The 20,864-nt window shown below is 64.3% G+C and carries 18 protein-coding genes; 6 read left to right on the plus strand and 12 right to left on the minus strand.

Annotated elements, in window-relative coordinates:
• Positions 1 to 105 precede the first annotated feature (105 nt).
• The 4 genes from RIC54_RS18070 (at position 106) to RIC54_RS18085 (ending at position 3,712) form a co-directional block, all read left to right on the plus strand.
• Positions 106 to 1,665 carry a GMC family oxidoreductase gene (locus RIC54_RS18070; protein ID WP_350151290.1) on the plus strand — a complete coding sequence of 520 codons (1,560 nt, stop codon included), beginning with the start codon at positions 106 to 108 and terminating at the stop codon, positions 1,663 to 1,665.
• A gap of 89 nt (positions 1,666 to 1,754) precedes the next feature.
• Positions 1,755 to 2,519: a DUF6134 family protein gene (locus RIC54_RS18075; protein ID WP_350096180.1), complete on the plus strand. Its 765-nt coding sequence runs from the start codon at positions 1,755 to 1,757 to the stop codon at positions 2,517 to 2,519.
• A gap of 6 nt (positions 2,520 to 2,525) precedes the next feature.
• The gene (locus RIC54_RS18080; protein ID WP_350096182.1) at positions 2,526 to 3,278 is read left to right on the plus strand and encodes an SDR family NAD(P)-dependent oxidoreductase; all 753 of its coding nucleotides are present in this window, start codon (positions 2,526 to 2,528) and stop codon (positions 3,276 to 3,278) included.
• Positions 3,275 to 3,712 (plus strand): nuclear transport factor 2 family protein, encoded by a 438-nt coding sequence (locus tag RIC54_RS18085; RefSeq protein ID WP_350096184.1) that lies wholly within the window; start codon positions 3,275 to 3,277, stop codon positions 3,710 to 3,712. The genes RIC54_RS18080 and RIC54_RS18085 overlap by 4 nt, the downstream gene beginning before the upstream one ends.
• On the opposite strand, the gene RIC54_RS18090 is transcribed toward RIC54_RS18085, so the two are convergent.
• From RIC54_RS18090 to goxA, 8 genes are all read right to left on the minus strand, one after another.
• Positions 3,683 to 4,240, minus strand: a complete 558-nt coding sequence (locus tag RIC54_RS18090; RefSeq protein WP_350096186.1) for a DUF3833 domain-containing protein — start codon at positions 4,238 to 4,240, stop codon at positions 3,683 to 3,685. The two genes, RIC54_RS18085 and RIC54_RS18090, sit on opposite strands and share 30 nt — an antisense overlap.
• A 3-nt stretch (positions 4,241 to 4,243) precedes the next feature.
• Complete coding sequence (locus tag RIC54_RS18095) at positions 4,244 to 5,587, minus strand: MFS transporter (protein WP_350096188.1); 1,344 nt, start codon at positions 5,585 to 5,587, stop codon at positions 4,244 to 4,246.
• 36 nt (positions 5,588 to 5,623) lie between these two features.
• Entirely contained in the window at positions 5,624 to 6,883 is a 1,260-nt protein-coding gene (locus RIC54_RS18100) for a class I SAM-dependent methyltransferase (RefSeq protein WP_350096190.1), read from the minus strand.
• A 5-nt stretch (positions 6,884 to 6,888) separates the two neighbouring features.
• Entirely contained in the window at positions 6,889 to 7,743 is an 855-nt protein-coding gene (locus RIC54_RS18105; RefSeq protein WP_350096192.1) for a DUF1365 domain-containing protein, read from the minus strand.
• The gene (locus RIC54_RS18110; protein ID WP_350096194.1) at positions 7,730 to 9,058 is read right to left on the minus strand and encodes an NAD(P)/FAD-dependent oxidoreductase; all 1,329 of its coding nucleotides are present in this window, start codon (positions 9,056 to 9,058) and stop codon (positions 7,730 to 7,732) included. The genes RIC54_RS18105 and RIC54_RS18110 overlap by 14 nt, the downstream gene beginning before the upstream one ends.
• 164 nt (positions 9,059 to 9,222) lie before the next feature.
• Positions 9,223 to 9,693 (minus strand): RidA family protein, encoded by a 471-nt coding sequence (locus RIC54_RS18115; RefSeq protein WP_350096196.1) that lies wholly within the window; start codon positions 9,691 to 9,693, stop codon positions 9,223 to 9,225.
• Between the two features lie 31 nt (positions 9,694 to 9,724).
• The gene (gene goxB / locus RIC54_RS18120) at positions 9,725 to 10,912 is read right to left on the minus strand and encodes a glycine oxidase maturase GoxB (protein WP_350096198.1); all 1,188 of its coding nucleotides are present in this window, start codon (positions 10,910 to 10,912) and stop codon (positions 9,725 to 9,727) included.
• The gene (gene goxA / locus RIC54_RS18125; RefSeq protein WP_350096200.1) at positions 10,882 to 12,915 is read right to left on the minus strand and encodes a CTQ-dependent glycine oxidase GoxA; all 2,034 of its coding nucleotides are present in this window, start codon (positions 12,913 to 12,915) and stop codon (positions 10,882 to 10,884) included. The genes goxB and goxA overlap by 31 nt, the downstream gene beginning before the upstream one ends.
• Before the next feature lie 682 nt (positions 12,916 to 13,597).
• Here goxA and RIC54_RS18130 point away from each other — a divergent pair.
• Together RIC54_RS18130 and RIC54_RS18135 are read left to right on the plus strand one after the other, a co-directional pair.
• On the plus strand, positions 13,598 to 14,671 hold the full coding sequence (locus tag RIC54_RS18130; protein ID WP_350096202.1) for a helix-turn-helix domain-containing protein: 1,074 nt from the start codon (positions 13,598 to 13,600) through the stop codon (positions 14,669 to 14,671).
• A 146-nt stretch (positions 14,672 to 14,817) separates the two neighbouring features.
• On the plus strand, positions 14,818 to 16,473 hold the full coding sequence (locus RIC54_RS18135) for a sensor histidine kinase (protein ID WP_350096204.1): 1,656 nt from the start codon (positions 14,818 to 14,820) through the stop codon (positions 16,471 to 16,473).
• 36 nt (positions 16,474 to 16,509) lie between these two features.
• Here RIC54_RS18135 and RIC54_RS18140 read toward each other — a convergent pair whose 3' ends face one another.
• From RIC54_RS18140 to RIC54_RS18155, 4 genes are all read right to left on the minus strand, one after another.
• Positions 16,510 to 19,134 carry a hybrid sensor histidine kinase/response regulator gene (locus tag RIC54_RS18140; protein WP_350096206.1) on the minus strand — a complete coding sequence of 875 codons (2,625 nt, stop codon included), beginning with the start codon at positions 19,132 to 19,134 and terminating at the stop codon, positions 16,510 to 16,512.
• Positions 19,118 to 20,086 (minus strand): ABC transporter substrate-binding protein, encoded by a 969-nt coding sequence (locus RIC54_RS18145; RefSeq protein WP_350096208.1) that lies wholly within the window; start codon positions 20,084 to 20,086, stop codon positions 19,118 to 19,120. The genes RIC54_RS18140 and RIC54_RS18145 overlap by 17 nt, the downstream gene beginning before the upstream one ends.
• 130 nt (positions 20,087 to 20,216) lie before the next feature.
• Positions 20,217 to 20,357: a hypothetical protein gene (locus RIC54_RS18150; protein WP_350096210.1), complete on the minus strand. Its 141-nt coding sequence runs from the start codon at positions 20,355 to 20,357 to the stop codon at positions 20,217 to 20,219.
• Between the two features lie 218 nt (positions 20,358 to 20,575).
• Positions 20,576 to 20,788, minus strand: a complete 213-nt coding sequence (locus RIC54_RS18155; RefSeq protein WP_350097333.1) for a cold-shock protein — start codon at positions 20,786 to 20,788, stop codon at positions 20,576 to 20,578.
• Between the last annotated feature and the right edge of the window lie 76 nt (positions 20,789 to 20,864).

The raw sequence follows: 20,864 nt of genomic DNA on the forward strand, positions 1-20,864 counted from the left end.
ATGAAGTGGCCAACTGACCCATTGGGGATGACGATCGAGCTTGCCAGCCCTCGCCGGCTGTCGTCCTGTTGCAGCCGGTATGATCGACTTCCAAGGCTCGACCTCATGCAGCAGGACTACGACTACGTCATCATCGGCGGCGGTTCCGCGGGCGCGGTTCTGGCGGCGCGACTGAGCGAGGACCCGGCTACGCGAGTCCTGCTTCTGGAGGCTGGACGCGACTTCCGTACGGCCGACACGCCCGAGCACATCCGCATCCCGAACCCGCTGCGTGCGATCGGCGACGACGACTACCGATGGCCGAAACTGCTGGCCCGGCGCACCGAGCGGCAGGAGCCCAAACTACTGTGGCGCGGCCGAGCGATCGGCGGCAGTTCGACCATCAACGGTCAGATCGCGATCCGCGGCATCCCGGACGACTTCGAACGCTGGGTCGGTCTCGGCTGCATCGGGTGGGGCTGGGATGACGTGCTGCCCTATTTCCGCAAACTGGAGGACGACGTCGACTTTGGCCAGGCGCCCTATCACGGACAGGGCGGTCCGATCCCGGTATACCGCGCGCCGGTCGGGGACTGGGGGTACGTCGATCGCGCGCTCAAGGCATCGGCCGAAAGCCTCGGCTATCCATGGTCCGAGGACCACAACGCTCCGGACAGCACCGGTGCCTCGCCCTATGCGATCAACAGCCGCGACGGCTACCGGGTCTCGACCAACGACGGCTACCTGGAGCCGGCACGGGGCCGCGGCAACCTTACGATCGTCGGCAACGCCCTGGTCGACACCCTCGCGCTTGAGGGCAACCGTCCGCACATCAGTGGGGTCTCGGTCTGGATCGACGGCGAGCGCCGGTCGGTGCGGGCGACCCGCGAAGTCATCCTGTCGGCAGGGGCGATCCATTCACCGGCGATCCTGCATCGCTCCGGCATCGGCCCGGCATCCCATCTGCGCAGTCTCGGCATTCCGGTGGTGGTCGACCGACCGGTCGGCGCCAATCTTCTGGACCACCCGATCCTCGGTGTCTTGTTGCACCTGAAGCCGGAAGCGCAGGTCGGCACGCGCATGCACCGCCACACCAACTGCTGCCTGCGCTACTCCTCAGGCCTCGCCGATGCCGGTGAGAACGACATGATCATGATCGCCGGCAACCTGCGCTCCGAAGCCGACGGCGACCTAGCACGCGGCCGCATTGCCGTCTCGGTCTACCAGGCGTTCAGCCAGGGAACCGTGCGCATCGCATCGTCGGATCCACATTTGGATCCGGTCGTCGAGGAACGGATGCTGTCGGACGAGCGCGACCTGGTGCGGATGCGCGACGGCGTGCGGCGGCTGTGTGCCGTCGGTCGGCAGCATGGGGTCCACAGCATCGCCACCCGCGTCGAATACGGGATCAGCGGACGCTCGATCGAGGATGAACTGACCGGCGTCGATCTCGACGACTGGATGATGTCGGAATGCTCCGATGCCCAGCACGCCAGCGGTACCTGCCGGATGGGTCCGGAGGACGACCCGCGCTCGGTCGTCGATCCGGCCTGCCGGGTCATCGGCTGCACCGGCCTTCGGGTGATCGACGCCTCGGTGATGCCGGAGGTGGTCCGCGCCAACACCCACCTGACGACCGTGATGATTGCCGAGAAGATGGCCGATGCGCTGAAACGACGGGAGTGATCCGCCCAGCAACCGGGCCCGTATCCATGGAGGCAGTGAGCGGCGCAGCCAGAACGGCCAGGGCATTCCGGGATAGAGGCAGAAGCACGATGCAGCAGATCGATCGACGCCGGTTCTTTGAAGGCATCACCAGCGCCGGCCTATTTGCATTGAGCGGCTTGCCGGTGGCAATCGACCCGCACCGTGCTACCGCTGCCCGAGCCGGACTCGCCCGCGCCTATCCCGAGATCCTGAAGTTCGCCGTGACCCGCGAAGGCTCGCCGCTCGGCGTGGTGATGGAGCGGTTCGGCAGCGACGGCACCGATGACATCACCCAGGTGTACATCGACTTCAAGGTCGATATCGCGTTCATCACCGTGTACCGCTACGAGCACCGCTCGCGCGAGCGGTGGCGGGATGGCCGCCTGTTCGCACTCGACACCGTCACCAACGACGACGGCGAAGCGCAGCAGGTAACCGCCCGCGCAAGCTCGAACGGACTTCTGGTGGACGGCACGCAAGGTCGGATCGTCGCACCGGCGGACATCCTGCCGTCCAGCTATTGGCATCCGCGGTTCGTCGAGCAGAGCCGGATGCTGGACAGTCAGCTTGGTCGGATCCTCGATTTCACCATCACCAAGGCGGGCTCCGAGACCATCGAAGCGCTGGGGCGGCCGACGCCGTGCACCCGCTATGCCATGCGCGGCGATATCGACCTGGACTTCTGGTACGACGCCGACCGGGTCTGGCAGAAGATGACCTTCACCATCGGCGGCGGCTTCATCGAATACACCCGTGTGGCCCCTGATCCGGCCGACGCCGCCCTGTTCGCCACACCACTGCGGGACGGCCGTGCCCCGCTCAAGATCGGATAACAGTCCATGTCCCAGCGGATCGTCTGGATCACCGGCGCCAGCAGTGGGATCGGCCAGGCATTGGCCCGACGGATGGCGGCCGATGGCTGGACCGTGGCCGCCAGTGCCCGAAGCGTCGACGCCTTGAACGCGCTTGCGGCCGAGCCGACAGCCGGATCGATCCGCCCCTACCCGCTGGATGTCACCGACCACGCCGCCTGCCGGACAACGGCAAAGGCCATCGAACACGACCTGGGCGCCATCGACACCGTCGTACTGGCGGCCGGCCTGCACATTCCGACCGTCGCCAAGGCGTTTGACGTCTCCGGTATCCGCTCCCTCGTCGACATCAACCTGATGGGCGTCGTGCACTGTGTCGACGCGGTTCTGCCGGCGCTGATCGATCGCGGCGGCGGACGCCTCGCGATCGTGGCCAGCGTTGCCGGCTACCGCGGCCTGCCGAGTGCGGCCGGGTATGGCGCCACCAAGGCGGCGCTGATCAACTTTGCCGAAGCGCTGAAGTTCGACCTGGATCACCATGGAATCACCACGCAGGTGGTGTGCCCCGGGTTCGTGCGCACGCCGCTGACCGACCGCAACCCGTTCCCGATGCCGTTCCTGATGGAGGTCGAGGACGCGGCGGAGCGTCTGTACCGCGGTCTCCAAGGAGCCAGTTTCGAGATCACCTTTCCGCGGCGCTTCGCGTTGATCCTGAAGTTCCTGGGCATCCTGCCGGACCGGCTGTACTTCTGGCTGATGCACAAGGGGACCGGGATGTGAGCGACCCGCGCGGCACCATGTTCGAGGCATACTGCCGGCTGTTCGAAACCCTGACACCGGACCGTCTCGAGGAATTCAGAGCGCTGTGCACGGACGACGTACGGTTCGTCGATCCGTTCAACGACATTGCGGGGATCGAACGCTTCATCGCGCTGTACCAGCATATGTACGCGGCCGTGTCGGAGCCGCGCTTTGCCGTGATCGACCGGGTGTTGTCACCCCGGGCCGGCTACGTCCGTTGGCGGTTCACGGCCGTCGCGCGCGGTCGTTCCGTTCTCATCGATGGGATGAGCGAGATCCGGTTCGACGCCGCCACCGGCCGGATTCGCGAGCACGTCGACCATTGGGATGCAGCCGGCCAGCTCTATGCGCGCCTGCCGATCGCCGGTGTGTTGATCGGTTGGCTACGCCGCCTGTTTGCCGCGCGCGTCTGAAGTCGGCTTTCGGAAGAACAGGGTAAGGGTACCCAGTTCGATGCCGAACTTGGTCACCGACGCGCGGTTGATCAGCACCTCGTCGTCCTGCAGGAACAACCAGTCGGTGAACCGGACCTTGCGCTCGGTTCCGCCGATGTCCAGCATCACTTCGTAGGTCCAGGTGAGCGCCTTGCCTTCTACGGTTCCTTCGGCGACGCCTATGACGTCATCGGCCCGACCACGATAGCGGTGATCGTCCACCTTCTCGACCCGCCAAATACGCTGGTCGGTTTCGCCATCGGAGTAGACGAAGTCCTCCACCATGGTCAGGGTCTTACCGTCCCAGGTGCCGGCGATGTCGACCTTGAACTCGCGTCGCAGGTTGCCGAAACGGTCTTCGAAGATGCCCCACCCCACGGTGCGGCCGGCGAAGTAGTCCTCCAGGATCAGGCGTGGCGTGGTCTCCTTGAAATCCTCGATCTTCATGGACTGGCACGCCCCCAGCAGCGGCAACAATACCAGGACATACGCAAGACAGTGGGGCATGGATCAGCTCTCGGTTACCGTTTCCCCCTCAATACGCTGGATGCGCCGCTTCAGATCGCTCTGCGCCGCCTCATCGAGCGGGAATCGCCACATCAGGGCGATCGCGAACACCTTGAAGACCACCGGCACGGCGCTGTAGAGCAGCGCCAGCGTCAGCAAGGCCGAGGGCTCGTTCAGGCCGTCGGCCGTGAACCCGGCCAGTTCCAGAAGCGGGAACGCGACCCCGACCGCCAGCGCAAGCGCCAGCTTGGTCGCCATCCCCCAGAACGCGAAATACACCCCTGTGCGCCGCCCGCCGCCGGCTGCGGTGTCGACATCGATCACGTCGGCCTGGATGGCGCTCGGCAGCACCAGATCCGCCCCCAGGCACAACCCGGACAGAACGCAGATCACCAGGAACGGCCATACGTCGCCGGCGCCCAGCAACGGCGCCCAGACGAACACGGCGCAGTTGACTGCCATGGCAAAGCACCAGGTCCGGTGCTTGCCGATCCGACGGGCCAGGGCGAGCCAGCCCGGCACCCCGACAATGCCGCAGAAGAAGTACGCGAACAGCAGCGGGCCCTGCATCTCCGGCTCCGCCAGCACGTGGGCGACGAACATCAGGAACAGGGTGGCCGGCAGGCCGTTTGCCGTGCCGTTGACTAGATAGGCCACGATCAGCCGACGGAACGGCCGGTTGGCCGCCAGCAACGCACCGGCCCGTCGCCACGGCACCGGCTGCACCCGCAGCACTGGACGGTCCGGTACGACAGTGATCGCGATCAGAACTGCCACCGGCAGGCCGACGACAAGCATCGGCGCCAGGACGGCCAGGACCGCGCCTGGCCTGCTGTCGCCGTCGATCTGCAGCGCCGCCGGCAGCCCGGCAGCGACCAGGGTTCCCATCACGACCGCGATCTCGCGCGCGGCGGTGATCCGGGAGCGTTCGTGGTAGTTGTCCGACAGTTCGGCCCCCCACGCCCCATGCGGCAGCGACAGCATGGTCCAGCCGAGATAGAGCGCGAGGCTCCACAGTGTCAGGTAGCCGACGCCGGCACCCTCGATCGGCCGGAACAGCATCCATACCGACACCATCAGCAGCGGCAGGGATGCAATCAACCAGGGCCGGCGACGACCGAACCGGCTGTGGGTGCGGTCCGACAGCGCCCCGACCAGCGGGTCCGTCACTACGTCCCAAAGACGCGCGACCAGCAGTGCCGTGCCGACCGCCGCCAGAGGCAGGCCGAGTCCGGCGGTGTAGAATGTCGGCAGGAAGATGTAGAGCGGCACACCGAGCGCTGCCGCCGGCAGACCAGGCATCCCGTACGCCATCAGAACCGCGAGCGGGGTCCTCCGGCTCGACATCGAGGCATCCTCCAGAAGCTGGACCGCGGTCAAACGCTACGGACGTACGTAGGCGATCTGGCAGACGTCGATGTGGCCGCCGCGGAACCCGCCCTCGCAATAGGCGAGGTAGTAGTCCCACATCCGGCGGAACCGCGCGTCGAAACCCAGCGGCTCGATCTCCGGCCATTTTTCCAGGAACCGGACCCGCCATTCCGCCAAGGTCCGGGCATAGTCGAGTCCGAACGCCTCCTCCGCATCGACGCGCATGCCCCGCGCCTGACCAAGCTCTCGGAGGTGGCGGCGGGTCGGCAACATGCCGCCGGGAAAGATGTAGCGCTGGATAAAGTCTGGGCTGGCCCGGTATTCATCGAACCCAGCCTCGCTGATGGTGATCACCTGCAACGCCGCGCGACCGCCATCGACCAATCGGTCGTGCAACTGGGCAAAGAACCGCGTCCAGAACGATTGACCCACGGCTTCGAACATCTCGATCGACGCGATGGCGTCGAAGCGGCCTTCAAGATCCCGGTAGTCGCGAATCTCGAAGCTGACCCGATCGTCCACGCCGGCCTCGCGTGCCCGCTCGACGGCGTAGGCATGCTGCTCGCTCGACAGGGTGATTCCGTGCACCTGTACGCCAAACTCCTGCGCGGCATAGACCGCAAAGCCACCCCAGCCGCAACCGATCTCCAGCACCCGCTGCCCGGACCGCAACTGCAGCTTCTCGGCCATCCGGCGGTATTTCGCGATCTGGGCCGCCTCCAGACTGTGCTGGCTGCCCTCGAACCGCGCGGCCGAGTAGGTCATCGAGGGATCCAGCCATCGCGCGTAGAAGGCGTTCCCGAGATCGTAGTGGTAGGCAATGTTGCGGCGACTGCCGCGGCGGGTGTTCCCGTTCAGCCAGTGCACGATCCGACGCGCCATCACCCGGATCAGACCCTGGGGGTTGCCTTGGTTCAGCGCGTTCTTGTTGTGCACGAACAGCTCAACCACCGCCACCGGATCCGGGCTCTCGACCGCACCGTCCATGTACGCCTCAGCAAACGCCAGATCGCCACCCAGGATAAACCGCTTGATCGCCCCCAGATCCCGCAGGCGAACGGTGGCGTCCGGACCGGGAGTACCGCTGTCGAAGGCCGCCGACCGGCCGTCGGGCAACACCACCGTCAGGCGGCCGACCGCAATCCCGGCCAGCATGCGAAACGCTGCGCGGGTCCACCGGTTCAGCCCGGGCATGGCATGCGGGACAGCCAACCGGATATCGGATTCCGTATGACGTTCCCGCGCGTAGTCCTCGTTGGTTGTCACGGTCATCGGCTTTACAGCGCTCCGGGGTTTGTCGGCTCCGGGCGCACGCTGCGTCCGAGCGAAACGGCATCTGCCGGCGGTTCCGGCCGCCTGTGGAACAGCGCGCCCTTCCACCAGAGGCGAACCGCCTCCCAGTGAATCGCCGCCATCACTTTGACCGTGATCCAGGAATGGGTGAACAGGCTGGCCAGCAGACGCAAATCGGTCAACGGCCGACGCTCACCTGATTGGGTGGCGATCAGCCGGTCGTTACCGTCCGGGCCAATCAACCGGATCAGGACCCGCAGACGTTCGCCGGGTTCATCGAGCCGGAAGCGATAGCTCCCTTCGATCGGCAGGAACGGCGAGACGTGGAACCGCTTGTCTACCGTCTGGATCAACGGCGTGCCTGGACGGTGCCCGTCGTCCACAGGCACGAGATAGCAGTGCTGGTCCCCGAAGGTGTTCTTGACCTCATAGAGCACACCGGCCAACGCGCCATCCGCCCGATAGCCCCAGTAGATGGTAATCGGGTTGAATACGTAACCGAGCACCCGCGGGAAGCAGAGAAGAAGAACCCGCCCACCATCGATCGACCGTCCGGCGCGGGCAAATTCACCCTCGATCCAGGAGCGGAGATCCGAGCTGTCGCGCGGGCCGTGGTCCCGGAAGCGGAAGCTGAACAGATTGGCGCGCTCGACCGAGAACAGCCACAGGTCCCGATTGATCGCCGTCAGTTCGTCGAGGTCCAGGAGAACGGATGCCACACGGTATCGGAACCGGTGGCGAACGACTCCCACCCGAGTGTGCATGACGCTGCCCGGGTACAGCGCTGACCGGCGCTCCGGGGCCGAGGCGGGCGACGCCACGGCTTCAGTCCGCTGCATCGGCGAGCACGCCGGCCGGTCCAGCCACGCAGTACCGTCGATCCGCAGATGGCACTCCGCACGGCCAGGGCGGCTCCGCGCCCAACGACCGTCCGACGGCAATAGCCGCTTTCAGACCATCTTCGTGAAAACCCCAGCCGCAGTAGCTGCCGCAGAACCACAGACCACGCCTGCCCTGGATCGACGGCAGGCCATCCTGGGCCGACACCGCCGCCGCATCGAATACCGGGTGCTCATAGGAGAATCGCGCAAACACCAGCCCCGGGTCTGGTTCCCGCAGGGGGTTCATGCTCACGAACACAGGGCGGGCCGGATCCAGGTTCTGCAGCCGGTTCATCCAGTACGTCAATGCCACCCGGCGATCACTGCGCTCGGACCGGTCGGCCTGATAGTTCCACGCAGCCCAGGCTGCCCGTCGGCGCGGCATCAACGACGGATCGCGATGCAATACGGCGGTGTTCGCCTGATAGCGAAACGCGCCCAGGATTCGGCTTTCACCGTCCGTCGGATCGGCAATCAGCCGCAGCGCCTGATCGCCATGCGTGCCGAACACAACCTGATCGAAAACCTCGGCGCTTCCGTCGGCGGTCTCGACCGTCACCCCGGACGGCCCCGGCGTTACCCGACGCACCGGCGCCGTCAGTCGAATCCGACCGGACAGTGCCGAGGCCAATCGTTCCACGTACCGCCGGGAACCACCGCTGACGGTGCGCCACTGCGGACGGTCGACCAGATTGAGAAGCTGGTGGTTGTCAAAGAATCGGATGAACGACTTCGCCGGAAACGCCAGCATGGTCTGCACCGGGCACGACCAGATCGCCGCTCCCATCGGCAGCAGATGGTCATGAATAAAGCCGTCGCCATACCGTTCCCGGGTCAACCACTCCCCAAGCGTTGGTCCCTCGCCCGGCTGCTTCAACAAGCGCGCCGCACCCGAGAAGAACCGCATGATGTCCGCCATCATGCGCCAGTATCGTCGGTCCATCAGATTGCCGGGCTGGGCCAGCATGCCGCGAAGCGAACCTTCGTACTCAAGGCGACCGTCATCGGCCGAGACGCTGAAGGTCATCTGGCTCGCTTCGGTAGCGACACCGAGATGCTCAAACAGATGCACGAGGTTGGGATAGTTCCGCTCGTTGTAGACGATGAAGCCGGTGTCGACTGAAACCGGGACACCGTCATAGTCGAGCGCGACCGTATTGGCGTGGCCGCCCAGTCGAGCGTCCTGCTCGAAGACCGTTACATCGTGGACCGTGCGCATCAGCCATGCAGCACTGAGGCCAGCCACGCCGGATCCGATGACGGCAATGCGCATAAGGTCGTCGCTCCCTGGGTTGCAGCGATCTCTACGCATCCCGACACCGATTGGATCAGATTACACGCGGAGGATCACTGCGGTTCAGGCAAGCGTACCCGATCGTCGATGACAACTGGGGTGTTCCGGCGTATTGCCGAGGCGGTGAGGCGAACCCCGCCGGGTCAGTCGACGATAATGGCGTTGCATTCGATCTCGACACCCGCGCCAAGCGGCAAGGCGGGAACGATCACCGTCGATCGCGCTGGCGGATTCTTCGGAAAGAATTCCCGATACGCCTCGTTCATCTTCGGAAAATCCTCGATATTGGCGAGCAGAACCATACACTTGACCGTGTTCTCAAATGAGCCGCCCGCAAGCTCCACATACTCCTTGATGTATGCGAGCGATTGACGGGCCTCCGCGCCCACGCCGCCAGGCACCAGCTCTGCCTTGCCGGGAACATGGCCGAGGACACCGGAGACATAGATCGTGTTGCCCGCGCGCACCACGGCTGAGTAAGGCAGGCCGGGCAGGTTGTGATCCGGATGGGCCTTTATCGCGTCTGCGTGCCCGACATTCGGCATCCCCGCGGCCGATACGAGGAGGGCCAGCACGGATAGCGTCAGCCCTCTGTACACGTTCGGTACTTTCATTGTTCGGCTTCCTTCGTGGGGTTGCGTTCGATCAGGCGACCGAGCGGTCTTCGTCCACGCTCGACGCCGCAGCATTGGCGTTCGGATTGCGCACGACGCGACGGCTCCAGAATGTGTTCTTCCTGAAACGGACCTCTCGGCCATAGATTCCGATCTGATCCGCCAGGAACCGCTCGACACCCGCCGCCACGCGCGCGGAATAGGCGTCGAGCGCCGCGGTCTCTCCATCTCGCACTCGCCTTATCGCTTTGGCAGCCTCGATCCCGGTCCAAAGGGCCGTGGTCATGCCGTGTGCGGACAGCGGGTCGAACGCTGCCGCCGCATCGCCGACGGCAATCCAGCCCGGACCGGCGGCCCGCTCCAGCCAGGTCGATCCGGCACTGGCCAGCTGCGGCGCTTGCGCTACGCCGAAGCCGCCGGTTGCGATCCACCTCGAGATGTAGCGGCTCTCAGCGATCAGCCGTTTCCAAGCCTCGACATCCCGGGTCAGGCCGCGCGCCAGAAGATCGGGGTCCGTGTAGTAGTTGACCGCCAGGGAACCATTGGCCAGGAGGCTTGCGTACCACCAGCCATCCTGGACCGCCTCGATCACCGTGGCCGGGGTGGGGTCCACGTCCGTCTCGACCTGTTGCAGGAATGCGACTGCGGCCACCAGTTGGTCCCGCCGATGCATCGTGGTCATTCGGCGGCCGACGAACGCGGAACGCCCGGTCGCGTCAACCAGGAACCCGGCATCGAGTTCCTGCCCGTCGCCGGTTCGCAGTACCCACCCGCTCTCCGATCTGGCGAAATCGGCAAGCTCGGCACAGACAATCCTGCAGCCTGCCTCAGCCGCCAGATCTCTGAGATCCGCTTCGAACGCGCTTCGATCGATTGCAGTGCCCAGGCCGCCGCGCGACGCGATTGCACTGCGCTCCAGCAGAGCATCGGAGCCCCAGCACGAGAAACTGGTTTCCATCCGGCGATGGGCCGGCTTGTCGAGAATGCCTGCCGCCCCGAAGCTCTCGAGCAGCGGACCCGCCGCAGCCGCCAGACTCTCGCCTGGCTTCCACGGCGTTGCCGGCTCCGGTGCCAGCCATACGACGCTCAGGCCCTGGCGAGCCAGGGTGACGCACGCCGCCGCACCAGAGATTCCCGCGCCAGCCACGACGACCGGCTTCGCCGAAAGCCGGCTCGGGTTGGCTGCAGTCACGGCAACTGCCCCATTCGCGGCTGCCATTTCGTCCGGATCTCCACGTTGCCCCGGTCGACCTCGACGTACACCTCACGGGGAATGCCTTGAGGTCGTGCACCGTCCGGTGGCCCCGGCCGCTTCACCACGAAGCCCATTTCCTGCCAGATGGTGATCATGTTGGTGATGCCGTCCCAGTAGCTCGCGTTGGCGTGATACCCGATGCCGGGCACGCCCCGAGCCCACCACACCCGGTTCTCGAAGAACTTCACGCGGGCCTCGTCAGAGAGATCGTCCCGCATCAGCTGCCTGTAGAACTCCTCGGGCAGCACATCGACCGGCAGAAGGGCGGGCCACCAGACCGGAATCGGGAATGCGTCCTGCATCGCCACATGCTGGCAGCTGAAGGCATCCGGTTGCCATGGCAGCCCCATCCATCGCGTCAGGTCACCCGGCATCTGCGGACCGATCGGAACGGTGTTGTCGCCCGACGGCTGGGTCGCGGCCGTGTAGTCCAGGATGCGACCGACATCCTGGAGCAGCGACGTACGATCGCCACGGGCAATCCGGAAAGGCTCTGCCGTCGGATCGGCGGACCGGCGGTAGAGCGGCGGTAGCCGCAGGTAGTAGGAAAGCTCGACACCCGGGTGGAATGCACCTCCCGAACACGGCTCAAGCGCCGCCTCGGTCAGCGCTGCCGGCTGCATTGCCACCGGCAACTGTTCGAGCGCCTCGACACCGTCCAACGCGGCGTCGGCGAGATCGTTCACGAAGTCGCCCGCCGCCCAGCGCTTCAGGAACTCGTACTGCAGCTTGGGGAACTGGAACCATTGCAGCGCGCTGCCGTCGTGATTGATCCCGTCTCCGGTCATGAGCGGGATTTTCAGATGCTCTTCCTTGTAGGCCTCGTCACCGAGGTTGTCGGGGTTCCGGAACTTGGCGAACACCGCCTGCCGAAGGGCGGCATTCTCCACGCTCGGATCGGCGAGCCGGGCAATGTAGTCCTCGCTCGCGAAGCTCCCGGTATCGAGCCAGGCCTCCTGCAGGTGGGCGGCCGCCGATACCCACTCCATGAGCGCCGTTCGCCTGAATGTCGGATAGACATGCTTCCGGAAGGAGATCGGGCCGTCGGGTATCGACTGCCATCCCTGCTCCCAATGCATGCTCGCGATGACGTCGTACAGCGTGCTTATCGGGGGAATTTCCGGTGCGAAGTTGGGACCCACGCAGGCAACCCAGGCGCCGTCCGCCTTCAACACCCGCCCATCCGCCAAGGTGACGGTCGCATCGACCGGACCGTCGCACCAGTCGTCATACCAGCCGTCATTGTCCGCGAAGCTGGTGATGGGAGCGTTCTGCGGCGAACCCGATTTGCCGTCTGATGGCACGACGATGAGACGACCGCTATCGTCAGTGCGCAACTGGCCCAGCCCGACGTCCGTGCTGTCCCAGAACCGGCCGACCATGGCGTAGTTGCCTTGATCGCCGTCCCAATTGACCTTGCTGCCGCTGATCTCGACCGGACCTGGATCGATCACCAGCATCCGCTCCCGGTCGGCGGGGTTCGTGAAGTACCTGTTGCGCTGCTGTCCCGGCAGGCCTGGCGCCACGGCTCCATTGTCCAGAGGATTGTTGAAGCCATACCAAGCCGCCTTCGTATTGGCGACATGCACGCGCCAGGACACCGTCGCCTCTTTCGAGGTCACCTCTCCCACAACGCGATCCTGATCGTCGTACGCATAGATCCGGAAGCGTTGCGCTTGCTTCTTGATCCGGTCGGTTCCGTCCTTGAACCCGCCGTCCGGCTTGGGCGGCACCCCCGGCAGTTCAGGAGCGAGGAACCACTTCGGACTCCCGCCGACCCGGCAGATTCCGACCGCTGGATAGATGGCCACCCGCGCGATCTTGGCGCCCGGCGGAGCCGGCATCGCCGACGAGAAGGAAGCGATCGCCGCTTTTGCAGGCAGAGGGAACCCCAATCCCGCCAATCCGGCACCCAGGCCCAGACCTGCGAGAAAGTCGCGGCGGCGGATGTCTCTCTTGTCGTCCATGCTGGTCCTCCTAGCTTCCGTTCACTGCTGCAGGCTGGCCGAACGGAACCTGATGCGCCGCACTGAAGCCACACCGGCCGCGAGTGCGTGTCCGACCCCTCCTCCACCAGCGGCGTGCGTGGCCGCGCTGTCCAAATTTGGCGATGACGAGATTCCGTCGAGAGCCCGCTGACAAGAACCAACACAGCAGGTCAACCTCTCCCCGGGGGCAACCGCCGATACCCCGGCGCCACGCTTCCGGTCGCCCGAGACAGTCGCCGACCACCGCCGACGCCACCGCTCGATGCACCCGTGAACGCGGGCATCAAGGGTCCATCCCATCTCCCCCTCCCCGTGTCCGCAACCGGACGCACCGGCCTCCGAGTGTTCATTATGAAAGAACAAGTCGAACCCTGCCTGCCGAACGTCTGGAAAACCAGTACCGTTCGTCCAGAAACTCAGACGCTGTCCTTGTGTTGAAAGGTTTCAGGTCGGAGACCTGGAGCGTCTTTGGCTCCAATGCGCCGAATGGTTCTATGAGATTGCAAACATTAGGGAAGTCGATACCAGCAGATGAAAATCCTGGTACCATTGAGGTTCACCAGAAGTGAGACTTGGCGACCACCGCCGAGACCTGCTGCCGTAGCGGCTATGAACGGGTGATCAAGCGTCGTTCAGAAGATCGGCGGGACAGTAGGGAGCGATGACGAAACACCACGGTGCTGCAGTCCCAACGCCAGACGACGATCCGGTTCCCCATGCCGTTTTCCGGGTAGACGGCGTGCCGACGCACGAACGCTTCGACCTGTGGCGCGAGAGCATCGCGTGTGTTTTCGAGGTCGAAGCGAACAAGACCGTACGAAGCAATGGTTTCCAAGCGGAAATCGACGCGAACATGTTCGGTTCGGTCATGCTGGCGCGTACGCAAACGCTGGAACAGCGCTGGGAGCGGTCTCCGCGGCTGATGGCCAAGGACGGGATGGATCACTACATGATCCAGCTCTACGAAAAAGGCGACATGTTGTGGGAGACCGACAGTGGGCCAATGAGTTTTCCCAAGGATGGCTTGGTCGTCTTTGACCTTGCGCAGCCGATGGTGTCGAAGACCAACAATTTTGCAAACATCTCGCTGTTCATTCCGCGTCTCATGCTCGAGGATCAGCTGAAATCGGCTGGCGACCAGCATCTGCGCGTCCTCACGGGGCACGAGCCGATGGTGCAATTGCTGCGCGACCACATGATTTCGCTCAAGAAGCTATCGAGCCGGATAACGGCGCGCCAAGCGGTTGAGATCGCCCCGGCGACCGTGGGCTTGGCGGCAGCCTGCCTGAACGCCGCGATCTCGCCGGACAGTCCGCATCAGGCGTCCGGGATCGTGTTCGCGCAGATCACCAAGGCACGTCGGTTTGTCGAGGCGAACATCATCAATCCCAACCTGTCGGTCGAGGCGATCTGCATCGAGGTTGGCGTGTCCCGCTCGAAGCTCTACGAACTGTTCGAGTCGTTCGGAGGAATCGCAAAGTACGTGCGCGAACGGCGACTGCGGCGGGCGCTCCTCGCATTAACCGACGCGACCACGTGTCACCATTCGATTTACGACATTGCTTTGGCGTCAGGCTACACCAACGACGCTGCGTTCGTTCGTGCCTTTCGGAGGCGCTACGGGCTCACCCCGAAGGATGTCCGTCGCATGGGTGCAACCGGCGCCGCCGCCCGCGTTGAGCACACAGGCGTGGATCGTCGGCACGAGGACTGGGTGCGGCACCTGGCCATCTAGTTGTCTAGAACCAGTCGGCGGCGCGCCTCCATGATGTTTCGTACTGCCGGCATGATCCGCACTTACCACACGTATTCGCGAGCACCGTCGGCACGCTATGCTACGAAAGAGCAGTAACCTTTCGCAGCGCGGCGAGACATGAACGAATGATCGACAACGGCGGCCGGCTTGTGCCCGACCCGAGCGTACGACGCAAGGACGCGGGGCGCTGGCTCGTGATCGCCGCGTTCGGGTGTTTGCTGCTCGTCCTCCTGATCGAAAGCATGTCCGGTCTGGCAGCACGGCAAAGCGCACGAAATGCCGCAGCAGACCAGTTGAATACCCTCCGGGTTCAGCTCCAGCAGATCCTGAACGTCGATGTGCAACTGATCCGGGGTATGGCCGGCTACATTCGCAGTAGTCCCGGTATCACCCAGCATGAGTTCGAACTGATCGCCGAGGACATGCTGCAGGATGCGTCGGATCACGTCCGCAATCTCGCGTTGGCCCGCGATCTCGTGATCACCCACATGTACCCTCTGGAGGGAAATCAGGCGGCACTCGGTCTCGATTACCGGAAGACACCCGATCAGTGGGTCGCGGTTGAGAAGGTAATCGAGAACAACAGGACGGTTGTCGCCGGCCCGCTTGAACTCAAGCAAGGCGGGCTTGGGTTGATTGCGCGGTTCCCGATCCGCCGGCGGCCGGGACCCTCCGGCGAGCGGGCGCTTTGGGGCATCGCCTCCACGGTTGTCGACTTCGAGAAGTTGCTGATCCGCGCCGGCTACCCCGCGTTCGAAGCGAACTATCGGATGGCCCTCACCGGCCGCAACGGCGATCCGGCCGACACACAGGTTTTCTGGGGCGACCCCGACATTCGCCAGCACGCTCCAATCGAACTCACCGTCGAAATCGTCAACGGCGAGTGGAAGCTGCTGGCTGCGCCAAGAAGCGGATGGCCGACGCTGTCACCGTTCCTGCCGTTGACGGTGTTCCTCGCGATCATGCTGTTCGTCGGGATCAGCGTTCTGATCTGGATGCGCTACCGGATCGCGCTGGATCGTGACGACTTCTATCGCCGACTCGTCCTGGCCGCTCAGCAGGCCGAGGCCGCGAACACCGCCAAGTCCAGCTTCATGGCGGTCATGAGCCACGAGTTGCGCACACCGTTGAACGCGATCATCGGCTTCAGCCAGCTGCTGGTCGAAAGCGAGGAGGGAAGCCCGCTCTGGAAGCGCGCCCGAGGCTACATCGCGGATATCGAGCGAAGCGGCCAGTTCCTGCTCTCGATCATCAACGACATCCTGGATCTGTCGCGCATCGAAAACGGGCACTACGAGCTGAAGCCAGCACCGCTCGACGTTGTCGACGAGGTTCATCGCATCGTGCGGCATCTGGCGGTGAACTTCGAGGAACGTCGCGTCGAATTACGTTTGCCCCCGCTCTCCCAGAAAGCCTCCGCCTTCGCAGATTCCAGGGCCCTCCAGCAGGTTCTGATCAATGTCCTGTCGAACGCCCAGAAGCACAATCCGCCGAACACCACGGTCGCGGTGTCGGTTCATGCGACTGACGATGAGACTGTTCAGATCGAGGTAGCCGATACCGGTATCGGCATCCCGCCCGATCAGTTGCCGCGGATCTGGGAACCGTTCGTTCAGATCGAGTCGAGCTATTCGAGGAAGAGCGGAGGAACCGGCCTGGGTCTTTCGATCTGCCACGGTCTGGTGACGGCGATGCAGGGGAAGATCGAGGTTGCGAGCGAACTCGGCTCGGGAACCACCGTCCGCATCACGCTGCCGGCTGCCCCGCCGAAGTCGGCCTGACGCCGCCGAGACGACCCGCGTCCGGTACAACCAAAGTCAATGCATCTTCTCGCGATGCCGGGTCGCGACCTGCTCGGCAACCGCCGTGTAGCGATGCCTCGTCTCCGCAACGGCGTCCCGGAGTGCGCCGATCAGATCGGTATCGACCTGTCCATCCCGGGCCGCAGCTTCAATCAAGCCGGCACCGAAGGCAACGCGGGTCAGGCCGACATTTGCCGATACGCCACGAACCGCATGGCCAATGGCTCGCAAGCGTTGGGGGTCATCGATCACGCTGGCCATCTGGTCGGCTTGATCCGTGACCGTCGCCAGAACGTCACGCGTCAGTTCGACGGTGCGGACGTGACCAAGCCGCGCCATGAGGTCGTCCTGCTGCTTCACGCTGAACAGTTCTATCGCCGCAAGTTCCTGAACTTCGGGAGAGGCTGCCGGCACGGTCTCCGGCTGGACATCCACCGTGGCGACGTCTGCACCGTTTGCGACGGACGCGAGGGTCGACAGCAGTTGCTCCCATTCGATTGGCTTGGGCAGGCAGTCGGTCATTCCGGCCATCCGGTAGGCGTCACGCTGCTCGGTGAACGCGTCCGCTGTCAGACCGATGATCGGGATGGCGCTCCATGCCGTCGCTTCGGCGCGAATCCATCGTGTCGCCTCGACACCGTCCAGCACCGGCATGTTCACGTCCATCAGGACCACGTCGTAGCCAGTGCCCGATCGCAACCGCTCCAGGCACGCCACACCATCGCCGACCGTGTCGACGGTGTGGCCTTCTTCCTGCAGATACTGGCCGATTATGTCGCGGTTCAGCGCCACGTCATCGGCCAGCAGGATCGCCAACGGCCGGGTTGGACGACGACCAATCTTCGACTCGACCGGCTCCAGACGTTCACCTTCGTCCAGTTCCAGGTCGATGTGGAACGTGGATCCGGTACCGGGTCCGTCCGATGAGACCCCGATCTCCCCGCCCATCCGGCTCATCAGCCCCGCTGAGATCGCCAGTCCGAGTCCGGTGCCGTTCGCGCTCGACGCGTCCACGCGATCGATCTGCGAGAACTCCTGAAACAGCAGTGCCTGTCCTTCGGATGAGATTCCCGGCCCGGTATCGATCACCTCGACCCGCAGCCGATGGCGGCGGTCGCCGGACGGCTCGGCGCCATACCGAACCGTCACACCGCCCTGCGAGGTAAACTTCACGGCGTTGCCAATCAGGTTGATCAGGACCTGGGCAAGGCGCTCGGAGTCACCGACAAGTGCTGCGGGGAGAGTGCCGTTGCGTGTCGTCTCAATGGCAATCCCTTTGGCACGCGCCGTCGCTTCAAACAGGCCGGCCGCGTTCCGGATCAGTGCTTCCGGATCAAACGGCTTGGCCGTCAGCTCGATCTTGTTCGCCTCGATCTTCGAGAAATCCAGCACCTGGTTGATCAGGGACAGGAGATGCCGCCCAGCGGTCCGCGCCTCCTCGATGTCATGACGCACCTCGGTCAATGACCGGCGTCGTTCCGCCAGGTCGAGCATTCCCAGGACCCCGGTCAACGGGGTGCGCAGTTCATGGCTGACTGCCGCCAGGAACCGCGACTTGGTCCGGTTCGCCGTTTCCGCATCCAGCCGGGCGGCAATAAGCTCGCGCTCGGCGCGGTTGCGTGCTTCGACCATCAGCGCAAACCCCTGCGTGACGGTCTGGAACTCCCGGTACACGCTCGGCGCCAGCCGTGCCGTGGTGTCTCCGTCGGTAAGCGAATGAAAAACCGTCACGGCGTTGGAGATGCGCCGGAACAGCGGCGCAAATACCAGGAACGCCGCAACCAGCGAACCGCCGACAACGACAAGCGCGACAAGCGCAGTGGACGTTGCGACCCCGCTCAGCGTCTGGTCGAACTCCGCGACGTCAATCTGCGTCACCAGACACGCCGCCGGTGTCTCGATCCACCGGTAGCTGACAATCACCGCGGCTCCCCGATAGTCGCTTCCTTCCTCCACCCCGGTTTGCCCGGCGATGCAGCGATTGACGAACGTCTCGTGCACGCCACCGATCAGGGGCCCGGTGTCAGTTGCGAGCCGAGGCGGTGACACCAGCAGATTGCCGCGGCTGATCAGGTAGCTGTCCTCGCTCTGGAACGCCGTGGACTTGGTCTGCAGGACCTTGGCAAACCCGACGGGGCTGAGAACGGCTCCCAGGACAAGAAGCTGGCCGTTGCGGCGCGCTGGCATCGCGATGGTCAGTACCGATTTGCGGCGATACAGGTCGAACACCGGCGGGCTGATGTACAGGCCCTGCCGACCGGCCGCGAAGTATGTCTCCTCGCTGCGGATCTTGTTGAGCTGCGCGCGGTCTGTCGACTCCAGCACTTCACCGGTTCTGCCGTCCAGCACGAACACCTCGTCCAGGCGACCGCCGGTTCTTTTCTGTATCGAACCGAGATGTCCTTCGATGTCCTGCTCGATAATGCCGAGGAACGACACCGCTTCGTTGACTGAAGCGGATACCTGGAACGCCTTTTCCGCGTTGATGGCCGCAACCGTCCGCTCCGCCGCCGCCCGGGCTCGCGACACCAGTTGAGCGTGATGCACCCAGCCGGCAGCAAGAGGACCTATCACACCGATCGCAATGATCAGGGCAATGATCGAACCCCGAAGCGACAGGCGGTCAGCGAGGCCACCCACCATAGGCCTCCTGCAACAGGCTGAGGTCGAACAGCGCATCGACATCGAGGCCGGCGAGTGCCGGATTCATCGGCTCGAGAACCGTCGCCGCCGTCTGCCAGTCGTCCCTGGTCATCCAGCCGATCTGATCCTGACCGGTATGGACCAGCGGGACGATCACAGCGAACATCCGGCGGATCTCGTCGTCCGAGAACGCTTGTGTCCGCCGTTGCACGAAGGGGGCGAGGTTCGCATGGTTGGCAATGGCGTTCAGCCATCCGCGCATGCTTGCCCGCAGGAACCCCACCAGATCTGCACGACGGGTCCGAACGGTTTCCTCGGTTGCGAAGATGACCCGCGCATAGGCCCGGAAGCCGTAGTCCTGCGGATAGATGTGGTTGAGGGTCAGGCCGCGCGCCTCGATCTGGGCCGGCAGACCGGTGACGTACGCGCCCCAAACGTCGGCAGCGCCCTGCAGGACGAGTTCCGGGTCAGACGGCAGGGGGAGAACCTGATAGGCCGACGGCTCAATGCCAAAGTGCCCCATCAGAAAGCTCAGAGCCGGGATCAGATCCGGCGTCGCACGGACACGCTGACCGATGAAGTCACGCGGGTGCCGGATATTCGCTTCAGGCAGCGAGAAGAAGGTGACCGGCGACCGACGGTAGATGGCGGCCAGTGCGACGATCGGGGCTCCGGCCGCGCGATGCTGCAGGACCGCATCGCTCCACGCCATGCCGATATCGGATCCGCCGGATATGACCGGTCCCGCGGCATCAACGCCCGGACCGCCAGGCACAAACGTTACGTTCAACCCTTCGGCAGCGTAGTACCCCTCGTCCTCGGCGATGTAGAAGCCGGCAAACGACGGGTGATGGACCCACCCCAGTTGGACCGTCAGTTCAGACGCGGAGGCTCTTGCTCCCCACGCGACTGCGCACGCAACGATGACAAGACCCAAGATGTGCCGCATATGCGCTTCCCCGGACTGCTCGCGGCATGATTCACCAAGTTTTGTTAATTTTCCGCAAAGAATGATCCCTTGGACATGCTGCCTGCTGCTGCCGGGCCGTACGACCTACGAAGCGGCCGTTGTCGTCCGGCTAACCGCCCTTCTTCTTCGACCCGCCCGGAGGCGTCGTCGTTCCCTTCATCGTGAACGATGACGTTGTCGCGGATTCCGCCGGCTTCTTGGTCTTCGGCTTGCGCACTTCCTTGTTTCCACGCATCTGTCCCTTGGCCATAGCCATCTCCCGTTTACCGACCGTTTCGGCCGATTGGTGAAAACAAAAAACCCGCAACCTGCGTGAGGTGCGGGGACATAAGGCGCAGCGAGCGCGTTCCGAAGGATGTCCTGCCGCAACATCACGAACCATGGTCCGACCCGGTATGGGTCGGCTGTAGCGAGGCGAGGCAGGAAACTGGCGGGCTCCGGGAACTCCGGAGCCCGCCAATATCTTAATTAGTCCAGAACTTTGAGGTTGTCGGCCGACATCTTGCCGCTCTTCCGGTCGGAAACGAGCTCATAGTCAACCTTCTGTCCCTCGCGCAGATCGCTCAGGCCAGAACGCTCAACAGCGCTGATATGGACGAAAGCATCGCTGCCGCCGCTATCCGGCTCAATGAAGCCAAAGCCCTTTTGAGCGTTGAACCACTTAACGGTTCCCGTAGCCATGGAAACCCCTTTCACAAACTGTAGTTGCTTGCTCGCGAAACCGCGAACCGTCGAAATCGCAATTTTTTCAGGCGAG

It is taken from the genome of Thalassobaculum sp. (assembly GCF_040219215.1).
In the GTDB taxonomy this organism is placed as follows: Bacteria; Pseudomonadota; Alphaproteobacteria; order Thalassobaculales; family Thalassobaculaceae; genus Thalassobaculum_A.

Excerpts from the sequence above, each read along its gene's own strand:
- RIC54_RS18070 (WP_350151290.1), top strand. The coding sequence starts at position 106 with ATGCAGCAGGACTACGACTACGTCATCATCGGCGGCGGTTCCGCGGGC.
- RIC54_RS18075 (WP_350096180.1), top strand. The coding sequence starts at position 1,755 with ATGCAGCAGATCGATCGACGCCGGTTCTTTGAAGGCATCACCAGCGCC.
- RIC54_RS18080 (WP_350096182.1), top strand. The coding sequence starts at position 2,526 with ATGTCCCAGCGGATCGTCTGGATCACCGGCGCCAGCAGTGGGATCGGC.
- RIC54_RS18090 (WP_350096186.1), bottom strand. The coding sequence starts at position 4,240 with ATGCCCCACTGTCTTGCGTATGTCCTGGTATTGTTGCCGCTGCTGGGG.
- RIC54_RS18095 (WP_350096188.1), bottom strand. The coding sequence starts at position 5,587 with ATGTCGAGCCGGAGGACCCCGCTCGCGGTTCTGATGGCGTACGGGATG.
- RIC54_RS18100 (WP_350096190.1), bottom strand. The coding sequence starts at position 6,883 with ATGACCGTGACAACCAACGAGGACTACGCGCGGGAACGTCATACGGAA.
- RIC54_RS18105 (WP_350096192.1), bottom strand. The coding sequence starts at position 7,743 with ATGCAGCGGACTGAAGCCGTGGCGTCGCCCGCCTCGGCCCCGGAGCGC.
- RIC54_RS18110 (WP_350096194.1), bottom strand. The coding sequence starts at position 9,058 with ATGCGCATTGCCGTCATCGGATCCGGCGTGGCTGGCCTCAGTGCTGCA.
- RIC54_RS18115 (WP_350096196.1), bottom strand. The coding sequence starts at position 9,693 with ATGAAAGTACCGAACGTGTACAGAGGGCTGACGCTATCCGTGCTGGCC.
- goxB (WP_350096198.1), bottom strand. The coding sequence starts at position 10,912 with ATGGCAGCCGCGAATGGGGCAGTTGCCGTGACTGCAGCCAACCCGAGC.
- goxA (WP_350096200.1), bottom strand. The coding sequence starts at position 12,915 with ATGGACGACAAGAGAGACATCCGCCGCCGCGACTTTCTCGCAGGTCTG.
- RIC54_RS18130 (WP_350096202.1), top strand. The coding sequence starts at position 13,598 with ATGACGAAACACCACGGTGCTGCAGTCCCAACGCCAGACGACGATCCG.
- RIC54_RS18135 (WP_350096204.1), top strand. The coding sequence starts at position 14,818 with ATGATCGACAACGGCGGCCGGCTTGTGCCCGACCCGAGCGTACGACGC.
- RIC54_RS18145 (WP_350096208.1), bottom strand. The coding sequence starts at position 20,086 with ATGCGGCACATCTTGGGTCTTGTCATCGTTGCGTGCGCAGTCGCGTGG.
- RIC54_RS18150 (WP_350096210.1), bottom strand. The coding sequence starts at position 20,357 with ATGGCCAAGGGACAGATGCGTGGAAACAAGGAAGTGCGCAAGCCGAAG.
- RIC54_RS18155 (WP_350097333.1), bottom strand. The coding sequence starts at position 20,788 with ATGGCTACGGGAACCGTTAAGTGGTTCAACGCTCAAAAGGGCTTTGGC.